This is a genomic window from Curtobacterium sp. VKM Ac-2852, assembly GCF_013205045.1.
Taxonomy (GTDB): domain Bacteria; phylum Actinomycetota; class Actinomycetes; order Actinomycetales; family Microbacteriaceae; genus Curtobacterium; species Curtobacterium flaccumfaciens.
In genome coordinates, this window is the sequence record NZ_JABMLI010000003.1 from 511,465 (window position 1) to 532,689 (window position 21,225).

The 21,225-nt window shown below is 69.9% G+C and carries 17 protein-coding genes; 10 read left to right on the plus strand and 7 right to left on the minus strand.

All coding sequences use genetic code 11. The features are described 5' to 3' along the window. Positions 1-564: 564 nt before the first annotated feature. Positions 565-1,563, minus strand: a complete 999-nt coding sequence (locus HQQ79_RS13580; RefSeq protein WP_173034933.1) for a LacI family DNA-binding transcriptional regulator — start codon at positions 1,561-1,563, stop codon at positions 565-567. Between the two features lie 164 nt (positions 1,564-1,727). Between HQQ79_RS13580 and HQQ79_RS13585 the strand changes: the two genes are divergently transcribed. The 4 genes from HQQ79_RS13585 to HQQ79_RS13600 all read left to right on the plus strand — a co-directional run bounded on the left by HQQ79_RS13585 (position 1,728) and on the right by HQQ79_RS13600 (position 7,055). Then, positions 1,728-3,737 carry a glycoside hydrolase family 127 protein gene (locus HQQ79_RS13585; RefSeq protein ID WP_173034935.1) on the plus strand — a complete coding sequence of 670 codons (2,010 nt, stop codon included), beginning with the start codon at positions 1,728-1,730 and terminating at the stop codon, positions 3,735-3,737. Next, on the plus strand, positions 3,734-5,050 hold the full coding sequence (locus HQQ79_RS13590) for a sugar ABC transporter substrate-binding protein (protein ID WP_367948100.1): 1,317 nt from the start codon (positions 3,734-3,736) through the stop codon (positions 5,048-5,050). The genes HQQ79_RS13585 and HQQ79_RS13590 overlap by 4 nt, the downstream gene beginning before the upstream one ends. Before the next feature lie 78 nt (positions 5,051-5,128). Further along, positions 5,129-6,097, plus strand: a complete 969-nt coding sequence (locus HQQ79_RS13595; RefSeq protein ID WP_173034939.1) for a carbohydrate ABC transporter permease — start codon at positions 5,129-5,131, stop codon at positions 6,095-6,097. 4 nt (positions 6,098-6,101) lie between these two features. Next, positions 6,102-7,055 carry a carbohydrate ABC transporter permease gene (locus tag HQQ79_RS13600; protein WP_173034941.1) on the plus strand — a complete coding sequence of 318 codons (954 nt, stop codon included), beginning with the start codon at positions 6,102-6,104 and terminating at the stop codon, positions 7,053-7,055. Between the two features lie 198 nt (positions 7,056-7,253). Here HQQ79_RS13600 and HQQ79_RS13605 read toward each other — a convergent pair whose 3' ends face one another. Beyond that, the gene (locus HQQ79_RS13605) at positions 7,254-8,303 is read right to left on the minus strand and encodes a substrate-binding domain-containing protein (protein ID WP_173034943.1); all 1,050 of its coding nucleotides are present in this window, start codon (positions 8,301-8,303) and stop codon (positions 7,254-7,256) included. Between the two features lie 180 nt (positions 8,304-8,483). Here HQQ79_RS13605 and chvE point away from each other — a divergent pair, with 180 nt between their 5' ends. The 3 genes from chvE (at position 8,484) to mmsB (ending at position 12,435) form a co-directional block, all read left to right on the plus strand. Beyond that, positions 8,484-9,611, plus strand: a complete 1,128-nt coding sequence (gene chvE / locus HQQ79_RS13610; protein ID WP_027466162.1) for a multiple monosaccharide ABC transporter substrate-binding protein — start codon at positions 8,484-8,486, stop codon at positions 9,609-9,611. A gap of 102 nt (positions 9,612-9,713) precedes the next feature. Beyond that, on the plus strand, positions 9,714-11,267 hold the full coding sequence (gene mmsA / locus HQQ79_RS13615) for a multiple monosaccharide ABC transporter ATP-binding protein (protein ID WP_173034945.1): 1,554 nt from the start codon (positions 9,714-9,716) through the stop codon (positions 11,265-11,267). Next, positions 11,254-12,435: a multiple monosaccharide ABC transporter permease gene (gene mmsB / locus HQQ79_RS13620; RefSeq protein ID WP_027466160.1), complete on the plus strand. Its 1,182-nt coding sequence runs from the start codon at positions 11,254-11,256 to the stop codon at positions 12,433-12,435. The genes mmsA and mmsB overlap by 14 nt, the downstream gene beginning before the upstream one ends. A 57-nt stretch (positions 12,436-12,492) precedes the next feature. Here mmsB and HQQ79_RS13625 read toward each other — a convergent pair whose 3' ends face one another. Beyond that, entirely contained in the window at positions 12,493-13,833 is a 1,341-nt protein-coding gene (locus HQQ79_RS13625; protein WP_367948101.1) for an alpha-amylase family glycosyl hydrolase, read from the minus strand. 81 nt (positions 13,834-13,914) lie between these two features. Between HQQ79_RS13625 and HQQ79_RS13630 the strand changes: the two genes are divergently transcribed. Both HQQ79_RS13630 and HQQ79_RS13635 read left to right on the plus strand, forming a co-directional pair. Beyond that, positions 13,915-14,313 carry a DUF3253 domain-containing protein gene (locus HQQ79_RS13630; protein ID WP_111057637.1) on the plus strand — a complete coding sequence of 133 codons (399 nt, stop codon included), beginning with the start codon at positions 13,915-13,917 and terminating at the stop codon, positions 14,311-14,313. Between the two features lie 37 nt (positions 14,314-14,350). Then, positions 14,351-15,451 (plus strand): SDR family oxidoreductase, encoded by a 1,101-nt coding sequence (locus tag HQQ79_RS13635; RefSeq protein WP_111104290.1) that lies wholly within the window; start codon positions 14,351-14,353, stop codon positions 15,449-15,451. Between the two features lie 16 nt (positions 15,452-15,467). Here HQQ79_RS13635 and HQQ79_RS13640 read toward each other — a convergent pair whose 3' ends face one another. Then, positions 15,468-16,541: a spore photoproduct lyase family protein gene (locus HQQ79_RS13640; RefSeq protein ID WP_173034947.1), complete on the minus strand. Its 1,074-nt coding sequence runs from the start codon at positions 16,539-16,541 to the stop codon at positions 15,468-15,470. A 44-nt stretch (positions 16,542-16,585) separates the two neighbouring features. On the opposite strand from HQQ79_RS13640, the gene HQQ79_RS13645 reads away from it, so the two are divergent. Then, positions 16,586-16,891 (plus strand): biopolymer transporter Tol, encoded by a 306-nt coding sequence (locus HQQ79_RS13645; protein ID WP_173034949.1) that lies wholly within the window; start codon positions 16,586-16,588, stop codon positions 16,889-16,891. 111 nt (positions 16,892-17,002) lie between these two features. Here HQQ79_RS13645 and HQQ79_RS13650 read toward each other — a convergent pair whose 3' ends face one another. From HQQ79_RS13650 to HQQ79_RS13660, 3 genes are all read right to left on the minus strand, one after another. Continuing rightward, entirely contained in the window at positions 17,003-18,832 is a 1,830-nt protein-coding gene (locus HQQ79_RS13650; RefSeq protein WP_173034951.1) for a beta-galactosidase family protein, read from the minus strand. Positions 18,833-18,970: 138 nt separating this feature from the next. Further along, complete coding sequence (locus tag HQQ79_RS13655) at positions 18,971-20,305, minus strand: sugar ABC transporter substrate-binding protein (RefSeq protein ID WP_173034953.1); 1,335 nt, start codon at positions 20,303-20,305, stop codon at positions 18,971-18,973. 97 nt (positions 20,306-20,402) lie between these two features. Continuing rightward, positions 20,403-21,212, minus strand: coding sequence for a carbohydrate ABC transporter permease (locus HQQ79_RS13660; protein ID WP_071261973.1), 810 nt, complete (start codon positions 21,210-21,212; stop codon positions 20,403-20,405). Positions 21,213-21,225 lie beyond the last annotated feature (13 nt).

Below are 21,225 nucleotides of genomic sequence, written 5' to 3' on the forward strand. Positions count from 1 at the left end.
CGGGTCGTGACCGTGCGACGAACGAGGGGCGACGACGACGTGCGACCACGGCAGCCCCACACACGCGCGAGTCCCCGACCACCGGCCATCCCGCACCCTCGCGAGTCCCCGACCACCGGCCACCCTCCACCCGCGCAAGTCCCCGACCACCGGCCCGCCGACCCCACGACACCCCGAACGGCGGCGCCGGGGACGGTCACGACACCCCGTTGCCTCCCCACCGCGCGGTCACGAACTGTCGGCTGGAGGTGCACCGAGCGACGAGTCGTGACCGCTCGGCCACGGCGGACGGGGTGTCGTGACCGCCCGACCACGGCGGACGAGGTCTCCCCGCCGCGCGGTCACGAACTGTCGGTTGGAGGTGCTCCGAGCGACGAGTCGTGACCGCTCGGCCACGGCGGACGGGGTGTCGTGACCGCCCGGTCCCGGTGGACGAGGTCTCGCCACCGCGCGGTCACGAACTGTCGGCTGGAGGTGCGCCGAGCGACGAGTCGTGACCGCCCGACCACGGTGGACGGGGTGTCGCGACCGCCCGACCACGGTGGACGGGGTGCCGCGACCGCCCTAGGCGCCGACGGTGCTCTCGCGGATGACGAGCGACGGGGTCACGGCCGCGGACGACGCCGTCCCGCCGTCGATCAGGGCGAGGAGCGCCTGCCCCGCGACGCGTCCGAGCTCCTCGAGCCGCAGGTCCACGGTGGTCAGCGGCGGCCTCGAGGCGAGCGCCATCACGTCCCAGTCGTCGAACCCGGTGACCGCGACGTCTCCGGGCACCGAGCGCCCGAGCTCCCGCAGCCGGTCGCACACGCCCCGGGCGATCTGGTCGCTGCCGCAGACGATCGCATCGACGTCGGGCGACTCCCGCGCGAGCACGTCCACCGCCTGCCGACCCCAGCGCTCCGACCACTCGCCGTACAGCGGGTCGGTGACCAGGTGCGACCCGAGGACCGTCGAGGCACCGGCGACCCGTCGTGCCGCGGACCGGTGTCGGGCCGGCCCCGTCACGATCGCGACCCGCTGCCGCCCGAGCGAGCGCACGTGCGAGGCGACGAGCGCCGACCCGGCGGCGTCGTCGAGGGTGATCGACACGTCGGAGTCATCGGTCGAGGGCGTGAAGGCGTAGACGACGGGGATGGACACGTCGATCGGGGGACGGGCGTCGGCGGAACGGCCGGTCACGATGATGCCGTCGACGCCGCGGGCCGCCAGGGAGCGCAGGTAGTGGGCCTCGCGCACGTGGTCGTCGCGGGTGTCGCACAGCAGGACGGCCATCCGCCCGGCGGACAGGGCGTCCTCGGCGCCGAGCAGCACCGGGATCGAGAACCGGCCGAACGAGTCGGTGGTGATCATGCCGACGGTGTAGGTCCGCCCCGACGACAGCGCACGGGCCCGGGCATCGCCGACGAACCCGAGCTTCTCGGCGGCTTCCTTCACCCGCAGCCGGGTGGCGTCCCGCAGCTGCCCGGTACCGTTCAGCGCCTTCGACGCGGTGCCGATCGACACCCCGGCGAGCGCCGCCACGTCGGTGATCCGGATCGGTTGACCGGTGCGTTCGAGCGTCACGGCAACCACCTTTCCGACGTTCAGGACGTGCCGATGACCTTACACAAAACCGCCGGGACGCCCTTGCGCGGCGTGCACCCAGTGTCGTAACGTCCACCGCAGAAACCGTTTTCCGGCTGGCTCGAACCACCCGGACGGCTCCAGTCACATCGCAAGGAGGCGACATGACCACCACGCTCGCGACCGATCGCGGCGCGCACACCGCGACCCCGGTCCTCCCGACCGCCGACGCGCACCTCACGCTCCGGCCGCTGCCGACCGGCGACGCCCGGATCACCGGCGGCTTCTGGGCGCTCCGCCAGGAGCGCAACGGCCGCGACGCCGTCCGCAGCGGCTACCAGCAGCTGGAGACGGCCGGCAACTTCCGCAACCTCCGCATCGCCGCCGGGCTCGAGGAGGGCGAGGCCGTCGGCCCGATCTTCATGGACTCCGACGTGACGAAGTGGCTCGAGGCCGTGGCGTGGGAGTACGGCCGCGCCCCTGCCGAGGACCTGCTCGACCTGCAGCGCGAGGTGACCGCCCTGTACGCCCGGGCGCAGGCCGACGACGGGTACCTGGACTCCGTGCAGCAGGTGCGCGGCAAGGGTGAGCGGTACACGGACCTCAAGTGGAGCCACGAGATGTACTGCGCCGGGCACCTGTACCAGGCGGCCGTGGCGCAGCACCGAGCGACGGGCGACACCGGTCTGCTCGACGTCGCGATCAAGAACGCCGACCACCTGGTCCGCACGTTCGGCGACGGCACCGCACCCGACGGCACGCCGAAGACCCGCGACGTCGACGGCCACCCCGTCGTCGAGATGGGCCTGGTCGAGCTGTACCGCGAGACCGGCAACCGTGACTACCTCGACCTGGCGCACTGGTTCGTCGACGCCCGCGGGCACGGCATCATCGAGCGCGCCGGCGGCGAGCCGACGTACTTCTCCGACCGGGTGCCGAGCCGGCAGGCCACGACCGTCGAGGGGCACGCCGTCCGCGCCGTGTACCTGGCTGCGGGTGCCGTGGACGTCGCGATCGAGACCGGGGACACCGAGCTCCTCGCCGCGAGCGAGACGCAGTTCGCGGACATGATGGCGACGAAGGCCTTCATCACCGGCGGCCTCGGTGCACGCTGGGACTGGGAGGCGTTCGGCGACCCGTACGAGCTACCGACCGACCGCGGCTACGCCGAGACCTGCGCGGCCATCGGCGGCGTGCAGTGGGCCTGGCGGCTGCTGCTCGCGACCGGCAAGCCGGTCTACGCCGACGCGATCGAGCGCCTGCTCTACAACGCGTTCCTCGCCGGGGTGAGCCTGGCCGGCACCGAGTACTTCTACGTGAACCCGCTGCAGCAGCGCGACCACGCCCACCAGGACGAGAACCGCTCCCCCGCCCACGGGCGACGCGGATGGTTCGACTGCGCCTGCTGCCCGCCGAACATCATGCGCACCTTCGCGAGCCTCGACGGCTACCTGGCCACGGCGACCGATGGTGGGCTGCAGATCCACCAGTACGCCACCGCCGACCTCGGTCCGGTGCGGGTCGAGACCGACTACCCGCACGACGGCCGCGTCCGTGTCACGGTCACCGAGGACGGCCCGCTCGCCCTGGGCCTGCGGATCCCGGCCTGGTCGGACACCACGACCATCACGGGTCCGGACGGGTCCGCGAGTCCGACAGCGGGCACGCTGCACGTCGTCGACCGCGAGTGGTCGGCGGGCGACACGGTCGAGCTCGTCTTCGACACGACGCCGCACCGCTACGTCGCCGACGCCCGCATCGACGCCGCCCGCGGGCAGGTCGCGATCGAGCGCGGCCCGCTCGTGTACGCGGTCGAGCAGGCGGACCAGCAGGGCTTCACGGTCGACGACCTGACGGTCGACGCGGACGCGCCGATCACCGAGGAGCGCCGCGACGACCTGCTCGACGGCGTCGTCACGCTGCGGATCCCGGGGCACGCCCCCGCCGAGCACGTGCAGCCGGCCTGGCCGTACCAGCGTCTGGGCGGGCCGGGAGGCGCGACCACGGCCCGCGACGCGACCAACGTCGACGACGTGGCCGGTCCGCAGGGCGCCACCACGGGCCTCCAGGCTGGTCACGACGGCCGCGACGTCACCGCGACCGCGGTCCCGTACTACGCGTGGGCCAACCGGGGAGCCGCGCCGATGCGCGTCTGGCTCCCGCTGGCGCGGTGACCGGCGTGGACCGCCGAGCGTTCCTCGTCGGCGGCGTCGCCGGCGGGGCCGCACTCGCCCTGGCCGGGTGCTCCGGCACCCTGCCGAAGGTCGTCGCGAAGCCCGCGAGCTTCGGGAAGAACGCGACCGGTACCGTGCAGGTGTGGTGCCGGTCGGCGACCCAGGCCGGCCTGACGTCGGCCGTCGCCGGGTTCAACAAGGCGAACCCGGCGCTGCAGGTCCAGCTGACGCCCGTGCCGGACGCGCAGTACGTGACCAAGCTCGCGACCGCGATCCGCGGGGGTGAGCCGCCGGACGTCGTGGACATCGACGACATCAACTCGCAGCTGTTCATCTTCCGCGAGGCGTTCGCCGACCTGACCGACGTGGTCAAGAACCTGGACTACTTCGACGCGATCTCACCGGGGCACCTGCGCCTGCTCGAGTACCGCGACCGGTACTACGGCCTGCCCTACCTGGCCGACAACTCGCAGCTGTTCGTGAACACCGAGCTGTTCGAGCGTGCGGGCCTCGACGTCGAGGAGTCGACGAAGGACCTGTCCACGCTGCTCGACGCGGCGAAGGCCATCCGGAAGCTCGACGACGACGTGTACGGCTGGTCGATCTCCGGCAACGCCGCCGGCATCATCGGCTTCGTCACGCAGCCGCACGTCTGGGCGACCGGGGTCGACATGATGACCGGCGAGGTGGGATCCCAGCGGGCGAACATCACCGGCAACGAGGCCCTCGAACGCATGCTCGAGTTCTACCGGCAGCTGTGGAAGGACGGCGTGCTGTCGAAGGCGACGTACTCCGACGCCGGCACCACGTGGGGTGCCGACTTCCGGGCCGGCAAGGTGGGGATCTTCCCGACCTCGTACGGGGCGACCGTGCCCGCGGCCACCAAGGCGATGCGGGCGAAGATGCAGACGGTGCTCATCCCGTCGTGGGACGGCCAGCGGTCGTTCTTCGACGGCGGCGACAACATGTGCATCCCGAACGGGGCGGCGAACCCGTCCGGTGGGTGGGCGTTCATGCAGTACGCGAACGGCATCCAGCAGCAGCAGGCACTGCCGGACGGCGGGTACTTCCCGACGCGGTCGGACGCCGCCACCCCGGAGTACCGCAAGCGGTTCCCGCTGGCGTACGGACCGCTCGACGCCATCGACAAGGGCTACGCGCCGCAGACGCTGGCGTACAACCTGCTCAACAACCAGCCGTCGTCGCCGTACTTCGCGATGTTCCGCGAGGCCGTGTTCGGGTCGGGGAGCGCTGCCGCCATGCGGACGGCGCAGTCCGACTACCAGCGGATCCTCGACCAGGTGCAGGCCTGAGCCTGCCTGCCTGTCTTCTCCGCTCGTCTCCCTCGTCTCGCTCGTCTCGCTCTTGTTGATGCACAGAGAGGTGCACGCATGTCGACCATCTCCACCCGGCGCCCCGCCGGCCGGACCGGCCCGGGCCGTCCCACCGTGGGCCGCAGCCCGGGGCGTGGCGGCTCCGTCCGGACCCGCAACTCGCTCACCCACCCGCCGCGCACGGGCGCCGTCCTCGTCGCCCCGGCGATCCTGTTCGTCTCCGTCTTCGTGCTCGTCCCGCTCGTGTTCGCGCTCTACATCTCGTTCACGAACTGGCCCCTGATCGGCCCGTACCGGTTCATCGGGCTGCAGAACTACCTGACGCTGTTCCAGGACCCGACGTTCGTGCACGCCATCGGCTACACGCTGCTGTACACGGCGATCGTGACCCTGCCGATCCTGGCGCTCGGGTACTTCCTCGCCGTGCTCGTCCGCGCACGCCGCCGTGGCAGCACGATCCTGCGGACGGTGTTCTTCCTGCCGTACGTGGTCGGGCTGACGACGCTCTCGTTCATGCTCGTGCTCGAGGCGCAGCCGAACTCCGGGGCCGTCAACATGGTGCTCCGCTGGCTCGGGATCACCGACGGCAGCACCGCGTGGCTCGTGAACGGTCCGCTGGCGACGCTGCTCATCTGCGTGCTCGTGGTCTGGGCGGTGTCCGGGCTGACCATGGTGCTGCTCATGTCGGCGATGCAGGGCGTCCCCGACGAGGTCTACGAGTCGGCGCAGCTCGAGGGGGCCTCCTGGTGGCAGACCGAACGCCTCATCACGTTCCCGATGATCCGCTCGACCGTCGCGCTGAGCGTCATCATCTCGGTGATCGGGTCGCTGCTCGCCTTCAACCAGTTCTACATCCTGACCCAGGGCGGGCCGGGCACCGAGACCACCACGATCGTGAACGCGATCTACAACCGCGGGTTCGTGAACCTGCAGCTCGGGGCCGCGACCGCCCAGTCGATCGCCCTCGTCGTGGTGATCGCCGCCGTGACGGTGTTCCAGTTCTGGGCACTGCGAGAGAAGGACTGACGCCATGAGCACCACGACCTCCCGTGCGGCCCTCGCGGCGCCGGATGTGTCCACCAAGACCCTGACCACCACGGGTGACGGCCGACGTCGGCGCCACCAGCAGGGCAGCGTCCAGCACCCCCGCGACACCACCGTCAAGCGCACCCTCTACGCGATCGCCGGCATCGGTTCCGCCCTCGTCTTCGGCGTCCCGCTCATCTGGTCGATCCTGCGGGCGTTCCAGTCCGAGGCCGTCATCACGCAGGCCCCGGACTCGGCGACGTTCTTCCAACTCGGGTGGCAGAACTTCGCCGCCGTCTTCGCCTCGTCCTCGCACCTGCTCACCGGCGTCGTGAACTCGCTCATCGTGTCGATCGCCACGGCAGTGCTGACCGCGGTGATCGCGACGATGGCCGGCTACGGGTTCGCCCGCTTCCGGTTCCGGGGCGCCGGGCTCGTGTTCGGCCTGGTGCTGCTGACGATGATGGTGCCGTTCCAGGCCATCCTCACGCCGCTGTACCTCGAGATGAACGCCATGGGGCTGACGAACTCGCTGGTCGGGCTCGTGCTGTTCTACACGACCGTGAACCTGCCGTTCGGGGTGTTCGTGATGCGCAACGCGTTCGAGTCGATCCCCACCGAGCTCGAGGACTCGGCCTTCGTCGACGGGGCCTCGCGCTTCCGGGTCGTCGTGTCGGTGCTCCGCCCGCTGCTCCTGCCGGGGGCGGCGACCGCGGCGCTCTACGCGTTCCTGGCGTCGTGGACGGAGTTCCTCGGAGCCCTGACGTTCCTGACGAAGGACTCGCTGTACACGCTTCCGGTCGCGCTGCTCAACCTGCAGACCGGGGCGTACGGGCAGGTGTCGTACGGCAACCTCGTCGCCGGGTCGGTGGTGGCGATGATCCCGTGCATCGCGCTGTACGTCGGGTTGCAACGGTTCTACGTCGCCGGGCTGTCGTCCGGGGCGTTGAAGGGCTGACGGTCGGGTCAGCTCGCCGGCGGCGCCCCACGCACCGTGCGAGGGGCGCCGCCGGTGTGGTGCGAGGTTGCGTACTCCGTGCGGGGCGCAGGGGCTCGCACCGAGTACGGAACCTCGCACCACGCCGAGCCCGCGGTGCGGACCTCGCACCGTGCGAGGGGGCGCGCGGTGCCGGACCTCGCACGGTGCGAGGGGGCGCTACGTGCTGCGCCGCACCACCAGCTCGGGCGCGAGCAGCGTCTCGTCGCGGGGCTCCCCCTCGACCAGGGCCCGCACGGTGTCGAGCACCCGCTCCCCCATCGCCCGGAAGTCCTGCCGCACGGTGGTCAGCGGCGGCGTGAAGTGCGCGGCCTCGGGGACGTCGTCGAACCCCACCACCGCGATGTCGTCCGGCACCCGCAGCCCCTCGTCGGCGAAGGCGTGCAGCACCCCGAGGGCCATCTGGTCGTTACCCGCGAAGACGGCGTCGACCATCCCCACGTCGATGTGCCGGGCGGCCGCGAAGCCGCTCGCCGGGGTCCAGTCGCCCTCGAGCACGACCGGTTCGAGCCCGGCGTCCTGCATGATCCGCACGTAGGTGGCACGGCGCACCTCGGACTCCTGCGACACGTGCGGTCCGGCGATGTGCACGATCCGCCGGTGTCCGCGATCGAACAGGTGCTGCATGACGAGCGAGGTGCCGGCCGCCTGGTCGATGGCGACGGCGGCGACGCTCGGCGCGACCGGGGTCCGGACGGCGTCTCGCTGCACGGCGTTCGACACCACGACGGGCACCGTGACCGGCACGGTGAGCGACGCGAGGGCGTCGAGCACCCGGTTGTCGGCGGCAACCAGCACGATCGCGGCGACGTCCTGCGCGAGCAGCGTGGTGAGCGCCCCGGACAGGTCGGACGGCCGCGGCTCTTCCGGCAGGGTCGACAGCAGCACGTGGTACCCGGCGGACCGCGCGGCCCGTTCGAAGCCGATCGAGGTGCTCGACGGACCGTACAGCGCGTCGCCGGCGGTGATGATGCCGAGCGCCTTGCTCCGCCCACCGGCGAGCGCCCGGGCGGCGGCGCGGGGCCGGTACCCGAGCTCGGTGACGGCGTCGGTGACCTGCGTCCGGTACTGCTCGCGGACGGTCGGGTCGCCGTTGATCACGCGGGAGACGGTCTGGTGGGACACGCCGGCGCGTTCGGCGACGTCGAAGATCGTCGGGGCCTTCCGGCGCTTGCCGCCCCTGCCCTCGGGGGCGGTCGTGGTGCTCACGTGGCCAACCGTACCGCTCGGTCCGGCCACCGCGGCAAGATCACGAAACGGCGGTGTTGAGTTGACACCCCGTCACGGAACCCACAAGATGTGAGCGCTCACACGAGCGCATCCCACGGGGCACAGCAGCCCCGGCACCCGACCGCGTCGAGGACGACGCGAAGGAACAGAGGTACTTCGATGATGAAGCGCAGGATCATCGCGGGCGTCGCAGCCGTCGGCATCGCGATCTCGCTGGCCGCTTGCTCGGCCGGCGGCCGTGCGTCCACCGATGGTGGCGGCAGCGGCGACAACAAGGGCGCCCTCGTCGGCGTCGCCATGCCCACCAAGGTCTCCGAGCGGTGGATCAAGGACGGCAACGCCGTCAAGAGCGACCTCGAGAAGGCCGGCTACAAGGTCGACCTCGAGTACGGCGACAACAAGGTCCAGCAGCAGGCCCAGCAGGTCAGCAACATGATCACCAAGGGCGCGAAGGTCCTGATCATCGCGTCGATCGACGGTGGCGCGCTCTCCGACCAGCTCGACGCCGCCGCCAAGGCCGGCATCAAGGTCATCTCGTACGACCGCCTGCTCACGGGCAACAAGAACGTCGACTACTACGTGTCCTTCGACAACGAGAAGGTCGGCGTCGACCAGGCGAACAGCCTGCTCACCGGCCTGGGTGTGCTCGACGCGGACGGCAAGAAGACCGGCGAGAAGGGCCCCTTCAACATCGAGGTCTTCGCCGGCTCGCTCGACGACAACAACGCCGGGTTCTTCTTCAACGGCGCCATGAAGACGCTCAAGCCGTACCTCGAGGACGGCACGCTGAAGATCCAGTCCGGCCAGGACCAGCTGTCCCAGGCCGCGACGCAGCAGTGGGACCCGGCCACGGCCAAGGCCCGCATGCAGAACCTGATCGCCAAGTCCTACTCGGGCGGCACCACGCTCGACGGCGTGCTCTCGCCGTACGACGGCATCTCGATCGGCATCATCTCGGCGCTCCAGGGCGCCGGGTACGGCACGAGTGACCGTCCGCTCCCGACCGTCACGGGCCAGGACGCCGAGGCCGCCTCGGTCAAGTCGATCATCGCCGGCCAGCAGTACTCGACGATCTACAAGGACACGCGCAAGCTCGCCAAGCAGTCGGTCACCATGGCCGAGGACCTGCTCACCGGCAAGAAGCCCGAGGTCAACGACACGAAGAGCTACGACAACAAGGTCAAGGTCGTCCCGACCTTCCTGTTCCAGCCGACGGTCGTCACGAAGGACAACTACAAGGAAGTCCTCGTGGACTCGGGGTACTACACCGAAGCCGACCTGAAGTAGTCAGGCCCATCTCACGGACCGGAGGCGCGGTGCCAGACCGCACCGCGCCTCCAGTCCGTCTCCACCAGCGCGCCCACGCGCGCACGACGGAAAGGCGTCCACATGGCGGACACCATCCTCGAGATGCGGGACATCACCAAGACGTTCCCCGGCGTCAAGGCCCTGCAGGGCGTCTCGATCGAGGTCGAGCGCGGCCAGGTCCACGCGATCTGCGGCGAGAACGGCGCGGGCAAGTCCACGCTCATGAAGGTGCTGTCGGGTGTCTACCCGGCCGGCTCCTTCGACGGCGAGATCCTGCTCGACGGCGAACCCGTGCGGTTCGCGAACATCAACGACTCCGAGGCTGCGGGCGTCGTCATCATCCACCAGGAGCTGGCGCTCAGCCCCTTCCTGTCGATCGCCGAGAACATCTTCCTCGGCAACGAGCAGTCCAAGGGCGGCTTCATCGACTGGAACAAGACGAACCTGACGGCCGCCGAGCTGCTCAAGCGCGTCGGGCTGAAGGACAACCCCGTCACCAAGGTCGTCGACCTCGGTGTCGGCAAGCAGCAGCTCGTCGAGATCGCGAAGGCGCTCTCGAAGGAGGTGAAGCTCCTCATCCTCGACGAGCCCACCGCCGCGTTGAACGACGACGACTCCGCGCACCTGCTCGAGCTCATCCGCTCGCTGCAGGCCGAGGGCATGACGGCGATCATCATCAGCCACAAGCTCAACGAGATCAAGGCGATCGCGGACAGGGTCACGATCATCCGCGACGGCAAGACCATCGAGACGCTCGACATGCGGGCCGACGACGTGTCCGAGGACCGGATCATCCGCGGGATGGTCGGCCGTGACCTGTCGAACCGGTACCCCGAGCGCGAGAACCCCGTCATCGGCGAGGAACTGCTGCGGATCGAGGACTGGACCGTCCACCACCAGCTCGACTCGTCGCGCGAGATCATCCACCAGGCCAACCTCAACGTCCGCGCCGGCGAGGTCGTCGGCATCGCCGGGCTCATGGGCGCCGGCCGCACGGAACTCGCGATGAGCGTTTTCGGCCAGTCCTACGGCACCGGCATCAGCGGCACCGTCTACAAGCGCGGCACCCCGATCAAGACGCACACCGTCTCGCAGGCGATCGACAACGGCATCGCCTACGTCACCGAGGACCGCAAGCGGTACGGCCTGAACCTGATCGACGACATCAAGCGGAACATCTCCGGGTCGGCACTCGGCAAGCTCGCCAACTGGGGCTTCGTCAACTCCTCGGAGGAGACCACGGTCGCGACCCAGTTCCTCAAGAGCCTCAACATCAAGGCGCCGAACGTCGACGTCGTGACGGGGAAGCTCTCCGGCGGGAACCAGCAGAAGGTCGTCCTGTCGAAGTGGATGTACGCCGACCCCGACGTGCTCATCCTCGACGAGCCCACCCGCGGCATCGACGTCGGCGCGAAGTACGAGATCTACACGATCATCAACCAGCTCGCCGACCAGGGGAAGGCGGTCATCGTGATCTCCTCCGAGCTCCCCGAACTGCTCGGCATCTGCGACCGCATCTACACCCTCTCCGAGGGCACCATCACGGCCGACGTCCCGCGCGCCGAGGCGACGCCCGAGGTCCTCATGCAGTACATGACCCAGGAACGGGAGACCCCTGTCAATGAACGCGCTTAAGTCCGCCGTCGGCTACCTCACCGGGCAGCTCCGACAGATCGGCCTGTTCATCGCGCTGATCGTCATCGTCATCTTCTTCCAGGTGACCACGAACGGCATCACGCTGGCCCCGATCAACGTCTCGAACCTGATCGTCCAGAACAGCTACATCCTCATCCTGGCCATCGGCATGGTAATGGTCATCATCGCCGGACACATCGACCTGTCGGTCGGGTCGGTGGTCGCCTTCACCGGTGCCATGGCCGGCGTGATGATCACGCAGTGGAACATCCCGTGGCCGATCGCGGTCGTGCTCTGCCTGGTGGTCGGTGCACTCGTCGGCGCCTGGCAGGGCTTCTGGATCGCGTACTTCGGGATCCCGGCGTTCATCGTGACGCTGGCGGGCATGCTCGCGTTCCGCGGCGCGGCGCAGATCGTCCTGCAGAACCAGCAGATCTCGCCGTTCCCCGCCGGCTTCCGCTCGCTCGGCTCCGGCTTCCTGCCGTCCTTCGGCACCACCGGGTACGAGCCGCTCACGATGATCCTCGGCTTCGCCGCCGCGGCCGTCATGGTGATCGCCGCGTTCCGCGGTCGCATCACGCGTCGCAAGTACCAGCTCGAGAGCGAGCCGTTCGCCTGGTTCATCGTGAAGACGGCGTTCGGCGCCGTGCTCGTGATCTACGTGGCACTCCTGCTCGCCAGCTACAACGGCACCCCGATCGTGCTCGTCGTGCTCGGTGCCCTCGTGGTGATCTACTCGGTCGTCATGCGGAGCGCGGTGTTCGGCCGCCACATCTACGCGATCGGTGGCAACGCCCTGGCCGCGCAGCTGTCGGGTGTGAAGACGAAGCGCGTCACGTTCCTGCTCTTCGTCAACATGGGTGTCATCTCGGCCCTGGCGGGCGTGGTCTTCACCGGCCAGCTCAACCTGGCGGCACCGGGCGCTGGAAACGGCTTCGAGCTCGACGCCATCGCCGCCGTCTTCATCGGTGGTGCGGCCGTCACCGGCGGCATCGGCACCGTGCCGGGCGCCATCGTCGGTGGTCTGATCATCGGCCTGCTGAACAACGGCATGTCGATCCTCGGTGTCGGCACCGAGTTCCAGTCCCTGATCAAGGGTCTGGTGCTGCTCGCCGCCGTCGCGTTCGACGTGTTCAACAAGCGCCGGGCGGCTTCCGCGCGCAAGTAGCGTTCGCTTGGTGAGCAGAAACGGTCGGGTCCTCGATGGGGACCCGACCGTTTCTGCTCACGATCGCGACAGGACTGCCCAACCCCCGGCCGGGAGGCGCAGGGTCCCGTCCCCGAGATCGGCCCCGCCCGCCTCGACCTGCGTCGCGTCGGCCACGGGCACCTCGACGGGATCGTCCGACAGGTTCAGGGCGGTCACCACGGCGGCGTCCGCCGTCGCGGTCCGCAGCACCACGGCGGTGTTGGTCAGGTGTACGACGTCGGTGTGCGCGCGGTGCAGCCACGGGTTCCGGCGACGCAGGGCGATGAGCGCCTCGTACGCGTGGGTCAGGTCCGTCGGCGCCGGCACCTCGGCCGGGAACTCCGGGCGGACCGCGTCGTCGCCGCCCTCGCGTTCCTCCTTCACCCCGGTCCAGCCGTACTCGTCGCCCGCGTAGACCACCGGGGTCCCCGCCACTGTGAACAGCACCGCGGCGGCGTGCCCGGCGAACCGCTCCCCCACCGCGCTCGCGATCCGGGTGACGTCGTGGTTGCCGACGAACGTCGTCGGGGCGAAGGTGGCCAACAGCGCGTCGTGCCGCTCGATCGCGTGCGCGAGCTCGTGACCGTTGCGGTCCGCGATGCCGTGCCAGATCCCCTGCCACAGCTCGTACTGGGTCAGCGAGTCCATCGTCGAGTCGCGTGCGATCGCCGCCGCGTCACCGTGGATCACCTCGCCGCTGAACCAGGCGTCCGGGAACCGCTCCCGCACCCGCGGCAGCACCCGCGCCCAGAACGCCGGTGGCACCGCGTACGCCGCGTCGAGCCGCCAGCCGTCGACCCCGCGGTCCAGCCAGTGCGTCATGACCTGCACCGCGAGGTCCTCGGTGGCGCGGCTGTCGTGGTCGAGCGCGACGAGGATGTCGTGGCCCTCGAACAGCCCGACGGGCACGGGCTCCCCCGGCTGCCACCCGGACCAGTCGATGGCGAACAGGTCGGCGGTCGGCGCCTCCGGGCCGTGGTCGGACAAGGCGCGGAAGGCCGGGTGCTCACGGCCGACGTGGTTGAACACCCCGTCCAGCAGCACCCGCACGCCCCGCTCGTGCGCTGCGTCGACCAGGGCGTCGAAGTCGGCGTCGTCGCCCAGGCGCGGGTCGATGCGGAAGTGGTCGACCGTGTCGTACCCGTGGGTCGAGCTCGCGAACACCGGGCCGAGCAACAGCCCGTTCAGGCCGAGGTCGACGACGTGGTCGAGCCATGCGGTCAGGCGGTCGAGGCGGTGTTCGAGCGGACGCTCCCCCACCTGTGCCGTCGGACGGACCTCGGCGCCGACGAAGCCGAGCGGGTAGACGTGCCACCACATCACGTGCTGGACCCAGGCCGGCTCGGACGGACGGGCGGGGACGGTGTCGGGGTTCACCGCTCCGATGCTGCCAGGCGCACCTGGACCGCGTGCGTGGTCGCTGTGCACCGCCCTGCCGGGCAGGACGAGGATGGGGCCATGGGACGGGCGATCAGGACGGAAGCCGATGCGTCGGCGTCGGAGTCGGCACACGTCGAGCGCACCTGCGCCTCGTGCGGGCGACGGATGCCGTCGTCGGCGGCGCCGGAGGCGAAGTGGTGTTCCGGAGCCTGCCGTCGACACGGTCTCGACGACACCGACCGGGCTCTGGAGCAGCGCATCGACGAACTGCTCGCGGCACGGGCGCGGACCTCGAGCATCTGCCCGTCCGAGGTGGCACGCTCGCTGGACCCGGACGACTGGCGACCGCTGATGGAGCCCGCGCGTCGAGCCGCCCGCCGCATGGTCGCGCGCGGCGAGGTCGAGATCACCCAGGGCGGGTCCGTCGTCGACCCGTCGACCGCCAAGGGTCCGATCCGCATCCGCCGTCCGCGTTGAGGGAACACGTGTCGTCCAACGTGAGTTGCATCGAGGGATGACTGCAACCGGATCGACCGAACCGACCCCTGCCCGCCGCGAAGCCCTGGTCGTCGGAGCCAGTGGCATCACCGGTTCCGCCTTGGTGCGCCACCTGCTCGACCTCGGCTGGGACGTGACGGCACTCTCCCGCCGACCGCTCGCCGAACAGGGCGTCCGGACCGTCGCGGCCGACCTGCGCGACCCGGAGAGCCTGACGGCCGCACTCGCCGACGAGCACCCGACCCACGTCTTCTTCACCGCCTGGCAGCGGCAGGACACCGAGGCGGAGAACATCCGCGTGAACGGCGGCATGGTCCGCGACCTGCTCGCGGCACTGTCGCACGCTCCGCTCGAGCACGTCGCCCTCGTCACCGGCCTGAAGCACTACCTGGGCCCGTTCGAGGCGTACGCCGCCGGCGAGATGCCCGACACACCCTTCCACGAGGAGGAGCCGCGCCTCGACACCCCGAACTTCTACTACGCGCAAGAGGACGAGCTCTTCGCAGCCGCCGAGCGCCAGGGGTTCACCTGGTCGGTGCACCGCTCCCACACCGTGATCGGACACGCCGTCGGGAACGCCATGAACATGGGCCTCACACTCGCCGTGCAGGCCACGCTGGCGAAGGAACTCGACCTGGACTTCGTGTTCCCGGGAAGTGAAGCGCAGTGGAACGGCCTGACCGACATGACCGACGCCGGCATCCTCGCCGAGCACATGGTGTGGGCCTCGACGTCACCCGAGGGTGCGGACGAGCCGTTCAACATCGTCAACGGTGACGTCTTCCGGTGGCGCTGGATGTGGCCGCGCCTGGCCGCGCACCTCGGTGTCGACCCCGCGCGCGTGGTGGGCTACGAGGACGCTCCGCGACCGCTCGAGGAGCAGATGGCGCCGTACGAGTCCGAGTGGGCCGGCATCGCCGAGCGCCACGGTCTCGCCGAGGCTGACATCACCCGGCTCGCCTCGTGGTGGCACACCGACGCCGACCTCGGTCGAGCGATGGAGGTCGTCACCGACATGGGGAAGAGCCGCGACGCCGGGTTCACGGCGTTCCGCCGGACCGAACAGGCCTTCGCTGACCTGTTCGCCCGGTACCGGGCGGACCGGCTCATCCCCTGATCGGGGAGGTCGCCGATCAGAAGGCGTACCGGATCCGGCACGACGGCAGGTGCTCGGCCACGAGCTCGCGGAAGCGCTCGACGAGCTGCCCCTTCATGCCGGACCGGTAGCGCACGTTCACGGCACCGTTCTGGGACACCTTCTGCTCCTGCAGGTCGGGACGCCACAGCAGGTCTTCGGCCTTGGGATGCCACCCGAGGTTGACCTCGTGCAGGGGCTGGTTGTGGGTCAGGAAGATCACCTCGGCAGCGAGCTGCGCCTTGGCGGCCGGGGACAGCACGTCGTCGACCTGCCGGAGCAGCTCGGCCCAGTCCGACTCCCACGTCGGCGTGAGGATGACCGGCGAGAAGTTCAGGTGGACCTCGTACCCGGCGTCGACGAAGTCGTTCACCGCGGCGATGCGCTCGGCGATCGGGCTCGTGCGGATGTCGGTGACCTTCGCGGTCTCGTGCGGCATCAGCGAGAAGCGGATCCGGGTCCGGCCAATCGGGTCCCAGTCGAGCAGGTCGCGGTTGACGTACTTCGTGGCGAACGAGGCCTTGGCCGTCGGGGTCATCCGGAACAGGTCGCAGAGGTCGCGGACGTTGTCGCTGATCATCGCGTCGACCGAGCAGTCGCTGTTCTCGCCGATGTCGTAGACCCAGGCTTCCGGGTCGCACTGGTTCGGTTCGGTCTTCGGCCCCTGCTTGGCGATGTTCCGAGCCACGTGCTTGGTGATCTGGTCGATGTTCGCGAACACCGTCACGGGGTTGCTGTAGCCCTTGCGACGCGGCACGTAGCAGTAGGCGCACGCCATCGCGCAGCCGTTCGCGGTGGACGGTGCGATGAAGTCGGCGGAGCGACCGTTCGGCCGGGTCACCAGTGACTTCTTCACGCCGAGCACGAGCGCCTCGGTCTTGATCCGCACCCAGCGCTGGACGTTCCGTTCGTCGCCGTGCACCTCGGGGATGTTCCAGTGCGACTCGACCGGGACGATCTCGGCGTCCGGCCAGCGCCCGACGATCTCCTGCCCGCGCTGCAGTTCGAGCGCGGCCGGCTCGGCGTAGATGCGTCGGACGTCGAGCATCGGGCGGACGCGTTCGTGGCTCATCGGCTCGTGTCTACCCGGCACCACCGACGGTGCAGACTCGGACCATGACCGCTGAACCCGACGACCACTTCTTCGTCGTGGACGGCCGACGCTGGCGCCGCACCGACCCCGCCCTGCCCGAGGAGCTCGCCGCCGCACTCCGCTCCCACCTGGGGCGCGGGCGCAACGCCGTGAAGACCGCGAAGCGCGCGGGCGACGACGAGGCCCTGGCGGCGGCGCGGCACCGGAACGGCGTGGCCAAGCACGGCCTGGGCGAACGCGGCCCCGAGTGGTGGAGCCGCCCAGAGGCCGACCGGATCGCCGATGCCGAGCAGGCCCTCGCCGACCTGGACGCCCTCGACGCCGACTGATCCTTCCCACAACGCCCGCAAAGGAGAGCAGAATCGGGCGTACCTGGTCGAAACTTCCGACCAGGTACGCCCGATTCGACCAGGTACGCCCGATTCGACCAGGCGGCGCGACTAGGCCTCGGTGTGGCCCAGGTCGGGCTCGACGAGCAGGCACGCGGTACGGGAAGCGGCGGCGTGCAGTTCGAGCACGACGAGCTCGTTGCGACCGTGGCGGAGCACCGGCCCCGGGATCGCCAGGGTCCGCTGCGGGCCCCGCGACCAGTACCGACCGAGGCAGAACCCGTTGACCCAGGCGACACCCTTCCGGAACCCGTCGAGCGACAGGTACCGGTCGTCCACGGTGTCGAGGTCGAACGAGCCAGCTGCGAACGTCGGTCCGGCGAGCACGTCACCACCGGTCGGAGCGACCTCGGACAGCGCGGTCACGGCGGCGGGTGCGACGGGGTCGAGGGCGAGCGGCGATGCCGTCCACCGGGCGACCGGGACGCCGTCGATCGAGACGCCGCCGATCAGGCCCTTCGGCTCGCCGATGCGGATGCCGTAGTCGACGCGGCCCTGGTCCTCGACGAGGAGCTCGAGCGTGCCGGTCACCGGCGGCAGAGCGATGGCTCGGTCGTGGTGCTCACGCTCCAGGACCCCGACGACGACACCGTCGGCCGACACGATCGCTCGGTCGCGCACCTCGGTGCCGACGGTCAGCACCCCTCCGGTGGGCAGGTCGACCTCGGCGCGGTAGGCGACGAAGCCGCTCGCGGCCCCGAGGGCGTCGAAGGTCGGCGGCTCGTCGTGCGCGGACCACGCCGTGAGCGTGGGCAGCAGGGAACGGAGCGACGCGACGCGGTCCAGACGGACGGCGAGGTCCGTGGCGTGGGTGATCCGGGCCTCCAGGCCGTCGCCGGACGCGACCGCGGGACCGAGGCGACCCGATCCACCCGGCTCCATCGTCGCGGGCAGCGGCGGGACGGGCGCGTAGCGCGCGATCACCGAGCGGAACGCGTGGAACTTCGACGTCGGCCGACCGGCCTCGTCGAGCGGGGCGTCGTAGTCGTACGACGTCGCGATCGGGCGGTAGACGCCCTTGTCGTTCGCGCCGTTCGTGAAGCCGAAGTTCGTACCGCCGTGGAACATGTAGATGTTCACCGAGCCGCCGGCGGCGAGCAGGACGTCCAGGTCCTCGGCACTGGCGGACGCCGGCGTGGTGTGGTGGTGCTCGCCCCAGCTGTCGAACCAGCCGTCCCAGAACTCCGAGCACATCAGGGGTCCGGTGGGCTGCGCCTGCCGCAGGCGCTCGAGCCGGGCGGCGGAGCGTGAGCCGAACGAACCGGTCTTGTGCAGCGAGGGCAGGGAGCCGTCCTCGAGCATCGTGCCCATCGGCTGGTCGACGCTCGTGAAGGGGACGGTCAGCCCGATGTCGCGGTGCATCTGCTCGAGTGCGCGCAGGTACTCGGGGTCGGAGCCGTAGGCGCCGTACTCGTTCTCGACCTGCACCAGGACGATGGGCCCGCCCTGGTCGATCTGCCGCGGGACCAGCACGGGGGCCAGGTGCTGCAGGTACGTCCGGACCGCTGCGAGGAACCCGGGCTCGTTGCGCCGGACGCCCACGGAACCGTCTGCGAACAACCAGTACGGCAGCCCGCCGTTCGTCCACTCGGCGCAGATGTAGGGGCCGGGGCGGACGATGGCGTGCATGCCCTCGGCGGCGACGAGGTCGAGGAAGCGGCCGAGGTCCAGGCCACCCGACAGGTCGAACACCCCGGGCGACGGCGCGTGTGCGTTCCAGGCGACGTAGGTCTCGATGGTGTTGAGGCCCATCAGCTTCGCCTTGCGGATCCGGTCGGCCCACAGGTCGGGGTGCACGCGGAAGTAGTGGATCGCGCCGGAGAGGACCCGGTGCGGCTCGCCGTCGAGCAGGAAGTCGGTGTCGCCGATGGCGAAGCGCATGGTGTGGTTCTTTCGTTGCCGGCCGGGCCGGGCGTCGAGCCGGGCCGGGCGTGGAGCCAGGCCGGGCGTGGAGCCAGGCCGGGCGTGGAGCGGGGCCGTGCGGACGTGTCCGCACGGCCCCGCGGGGATGCTGTCGAACTACTTCGACGAGACCGTGAAGCCCTGGTCCTTGCCGTACTTGGCGAGGGCCTTCTGCCAGGCCTCGAGGCCGGCGTCGAGCGAGGTGCCGTTCTCGTACGCCTGACCGACGGTGTCGGCGTAGACGCTGTTCGCGTACACCTGGTACGGCAGGTAGGTGAAGTCGTTGTCCGAGGACTTCGACGCGTCGACGAGCACCTTGTTGATCTGCTGGCCGCCGAAGTACTCCGGCTTCTCGTCGAGGAACGCCGACGAGTCGAGGTCAGCGGTGGTCGACGGGAAGCCGCCGGACTCCATGAAGACCTTCGTGGACTCCTTCGAGGAGTTCAGCCACTTGAGGAAGCCCGCGGCGAGGGCCGGGTTCTTCGACTGCTTCATGACGACCTGGGCGCTGCCGCCGTTGTTCGCGGTCTGGGCGGTGCCACCGTCGTAGGTCGGCATCGGGGCGACGCGCCAGTCACCCGAGGCCTGGGCGACGCCGGACTCCAGGTTGCCGGGCATCCAGGCACCGGTGATCATCGTGGCGATCTCACCGTTGCCGAGCTGCTTGTACCAGTCGTCGGTCCAGCCGACCGTCTTCGACAGCAGGCCCTGCTCGACGAGCTCGTTCCAGGTGCTCGTCCACTTCTTGGTGCCCTCGTCCTGCAGGTTGATGGTCACCTTGTCACCGTCGGTGGTGAAGGGGGTGCCGCCGGCCTGGGCGATCATGCTCGTGGTGAAGCCGGCGTCGCCGGAGTCCGCCGCGATGTAGGCCTTCGGGTCTGCCTCGTGCAGCTTCTTGGCCGCGGTGACGTACTCGTCCCACGTCTTCGGCACGGCGATGCCGTGCTTGTCGAAGACCTTCTTGTTGTAGAACAGCGCCATGGGGCCGGAGTCCTGCGGCAGGCCGTAGACCTTGCCGTCGATCGACACCGAGCTCCAGGTGCTCTTCGCGAAGTCCTTCTCGAGCGAGTCGAAGCCGTAGCTCGACAGGTCGAGCAGCGACTCGGACAGCGCGAACTGCGGCAGGGCGTAGTACTCGACCTGGGCGACGTCGGGGGCGCCCGAGCCGGCCTTGATCGTGTTCTGCAGCTTCGTGTACTGGTCGGCACCGGTGCCGGCGTTGACGAGCTTGACCTTCACCTTGGGGTACTGCTTCTCGAACGCGGCGACCTGGGCCTTCGCCGACGGGGTCCACGACCAGTAGGTCAGGGTGCCACCGTCCTGCAGGGCCTTGTCGATGTCGTCGGCCGATCCACCGGAGCCGGAGCCGCCGGAGGCGCACGCGGCGAGGGCGATCGCGGCGGTGACGCCGATGGCGAGGGCGCTGAGCCCGCGCCGGAGACGCTTGTTCATGGGAGTGCCTTTCACTTCTTCGTGGAGGGGGTGGTGCTGCTGTGTGCCGGACCGGTCGGCGCGTGGCGGGGTCGCCACGGGCCTGGTGTCCGAGGGATCAGGCCTTGACCGACCCGGCCGCGAGACCGGACTGCCAGAAGCGCTGGAGGAAGAGGAACGCGACCACGATCGGGATGATCGTGAGGAGCGATCCCGTGACGACGAGGTTGTAGATCGGCTGCGCGCCGGACCCGGTGGCCTGCGCGTTCCACTGGTTCAGGCCGACCGTCAGCGGGTACCACTTCGGGTCGCTCAGCATGATGAGCGGCAGAAAGTAGTTGTTCCAGGTGGCGACGACCGCGAACAGCAGGACGGTGACGACACCGGGCGCGAGCAGGCGGAGCGCGATCGTGAAGAAGATCCGGAACTCACCGGCACCGTCCATGCGGGCGGCCTCGAGCAGTTCGGCCGGGATCGCGTCGACCGCGTAGGTCCAGATCAGGTACATGCCGAACGGGCTGATCAGCGAGGGCAGGATGATCGCCCACGGGGTGTTGGTCAGGCCGACCTGCGAGAACAGCAGGAAGGTCGGGACCGCCAGGGCCGTGCCGGGGACCGCGATGGCACCGAGGACGACGGCGAAGACCGCGCGGCGACCGGGGAACTGGAACTTCGCCATGCCGTAGCCCGCGACGGTGGCGAGCAGGGTGGCCCCGCCGGCACCGACGACGACGTAGAGCAGCGTGTTGCCGAACCACTGCAGGAAGATGCCGTCGTTGTACGTCAGCGTGTCGACGATGTTCTGCCAGAGGTTGAAGTCCCCGCCGAACCACAGACCGAACGTGGAGAGCAGCGACGCCTGCGTCTTCGTGCTGTTCACGAGCAGGTAGAACAGCGGCGCGAACGAGTACACGACGAAGACGACCATGACCGCGGTGAGC

Coding starts and splice junctions, on each gene's coding strand:
- HQQ79_RS13630 (WP_111057637.1), top strand. CDS start 13,915: ATGGGACGGGCGATCAGGACGGAAGCCGATGCGTCGGCGTCGGAGTCG.
- HQQ79_RS13645 (WP_173034949.1), top strand. CDS start 16,586: ATGACCGCTGAACCCGACGACCACTTCTTCGTCGTGGACGGCCGACGC.
- mmsA (WP_173034945.1), top strand. CDS start 9,714: ATGGCGGACACCATCCTCGAGATGCGGGACATCACCAAGACGTTCCCC.
- mmsB (WP_027466160.1), top strand. CDS start 11,254: ATGAACGCGCTTAAGTCCGCCGTCGGCTACCTCACCGGGCAGCTCCGA.
- HQQ79_RS13585 (WP_173034935.1), top strand. CDS start 1,728: ATGACCACCACGCTCGCGACCGATCGCGGCGCGCACACCGCGACCCCG.
- HQQ79_RS13650 (WP_173034951.1), bottom strand. CDS start 18,832: ATGCGCTTCGCCATCGGCGACACCGACTTCCTGCTCGACGGCGAGCCG.
- HQQ79_RS13655 (WP_173034953.1), bottom strand. CDS start 20,305: ATGAACAAGCGTCTCCGGCGCGGGCTCAGCGCCCTCGCCATCGGCGTC.
- HQQ79_RS13600 (WP_173034941.1), top strand. CDS start 6,102: ATGAGCACCACGACCTCCCGTGCGGCCCTCGCGGCGCCGGATGTGTCC.
- HQQ79_RS13595 (WP_173034939.1), top strand. CDS start 5,129: ATGTCGACCATCTCCACCCGGCGCCCCGCCGGCCGGACCGGCCCGGGC.
- HQQ79_RS13660 (WP_071261973.1), bottom strand. CDS start 21,212: ATGGTCGTCTTCGTCGTGTACTCGTTCGCGCCGCTGTTCTACCTGCTC.
- HQQ79_RS13640 (WP_173034947.1), bottom strand. CDS start 16,541: ATGAGCCACGAACGCGTCCGCCCGATGCTCGACGTCCGACGCATCTAC.
- HQQ79_RS13635 (WP_111104290.1), top strand. CDS start 14,351: ATGACTGCAACCGGATCGACCGAACCGACCCCTGCCCGCCGCGAAGCC.
- chvE (WP_027466162.1), top strand. CDS start 8,484: ATGATGAAGCGCAGGATCATCGCGGGCGTCGCAGCCGTCGGCATCGCG.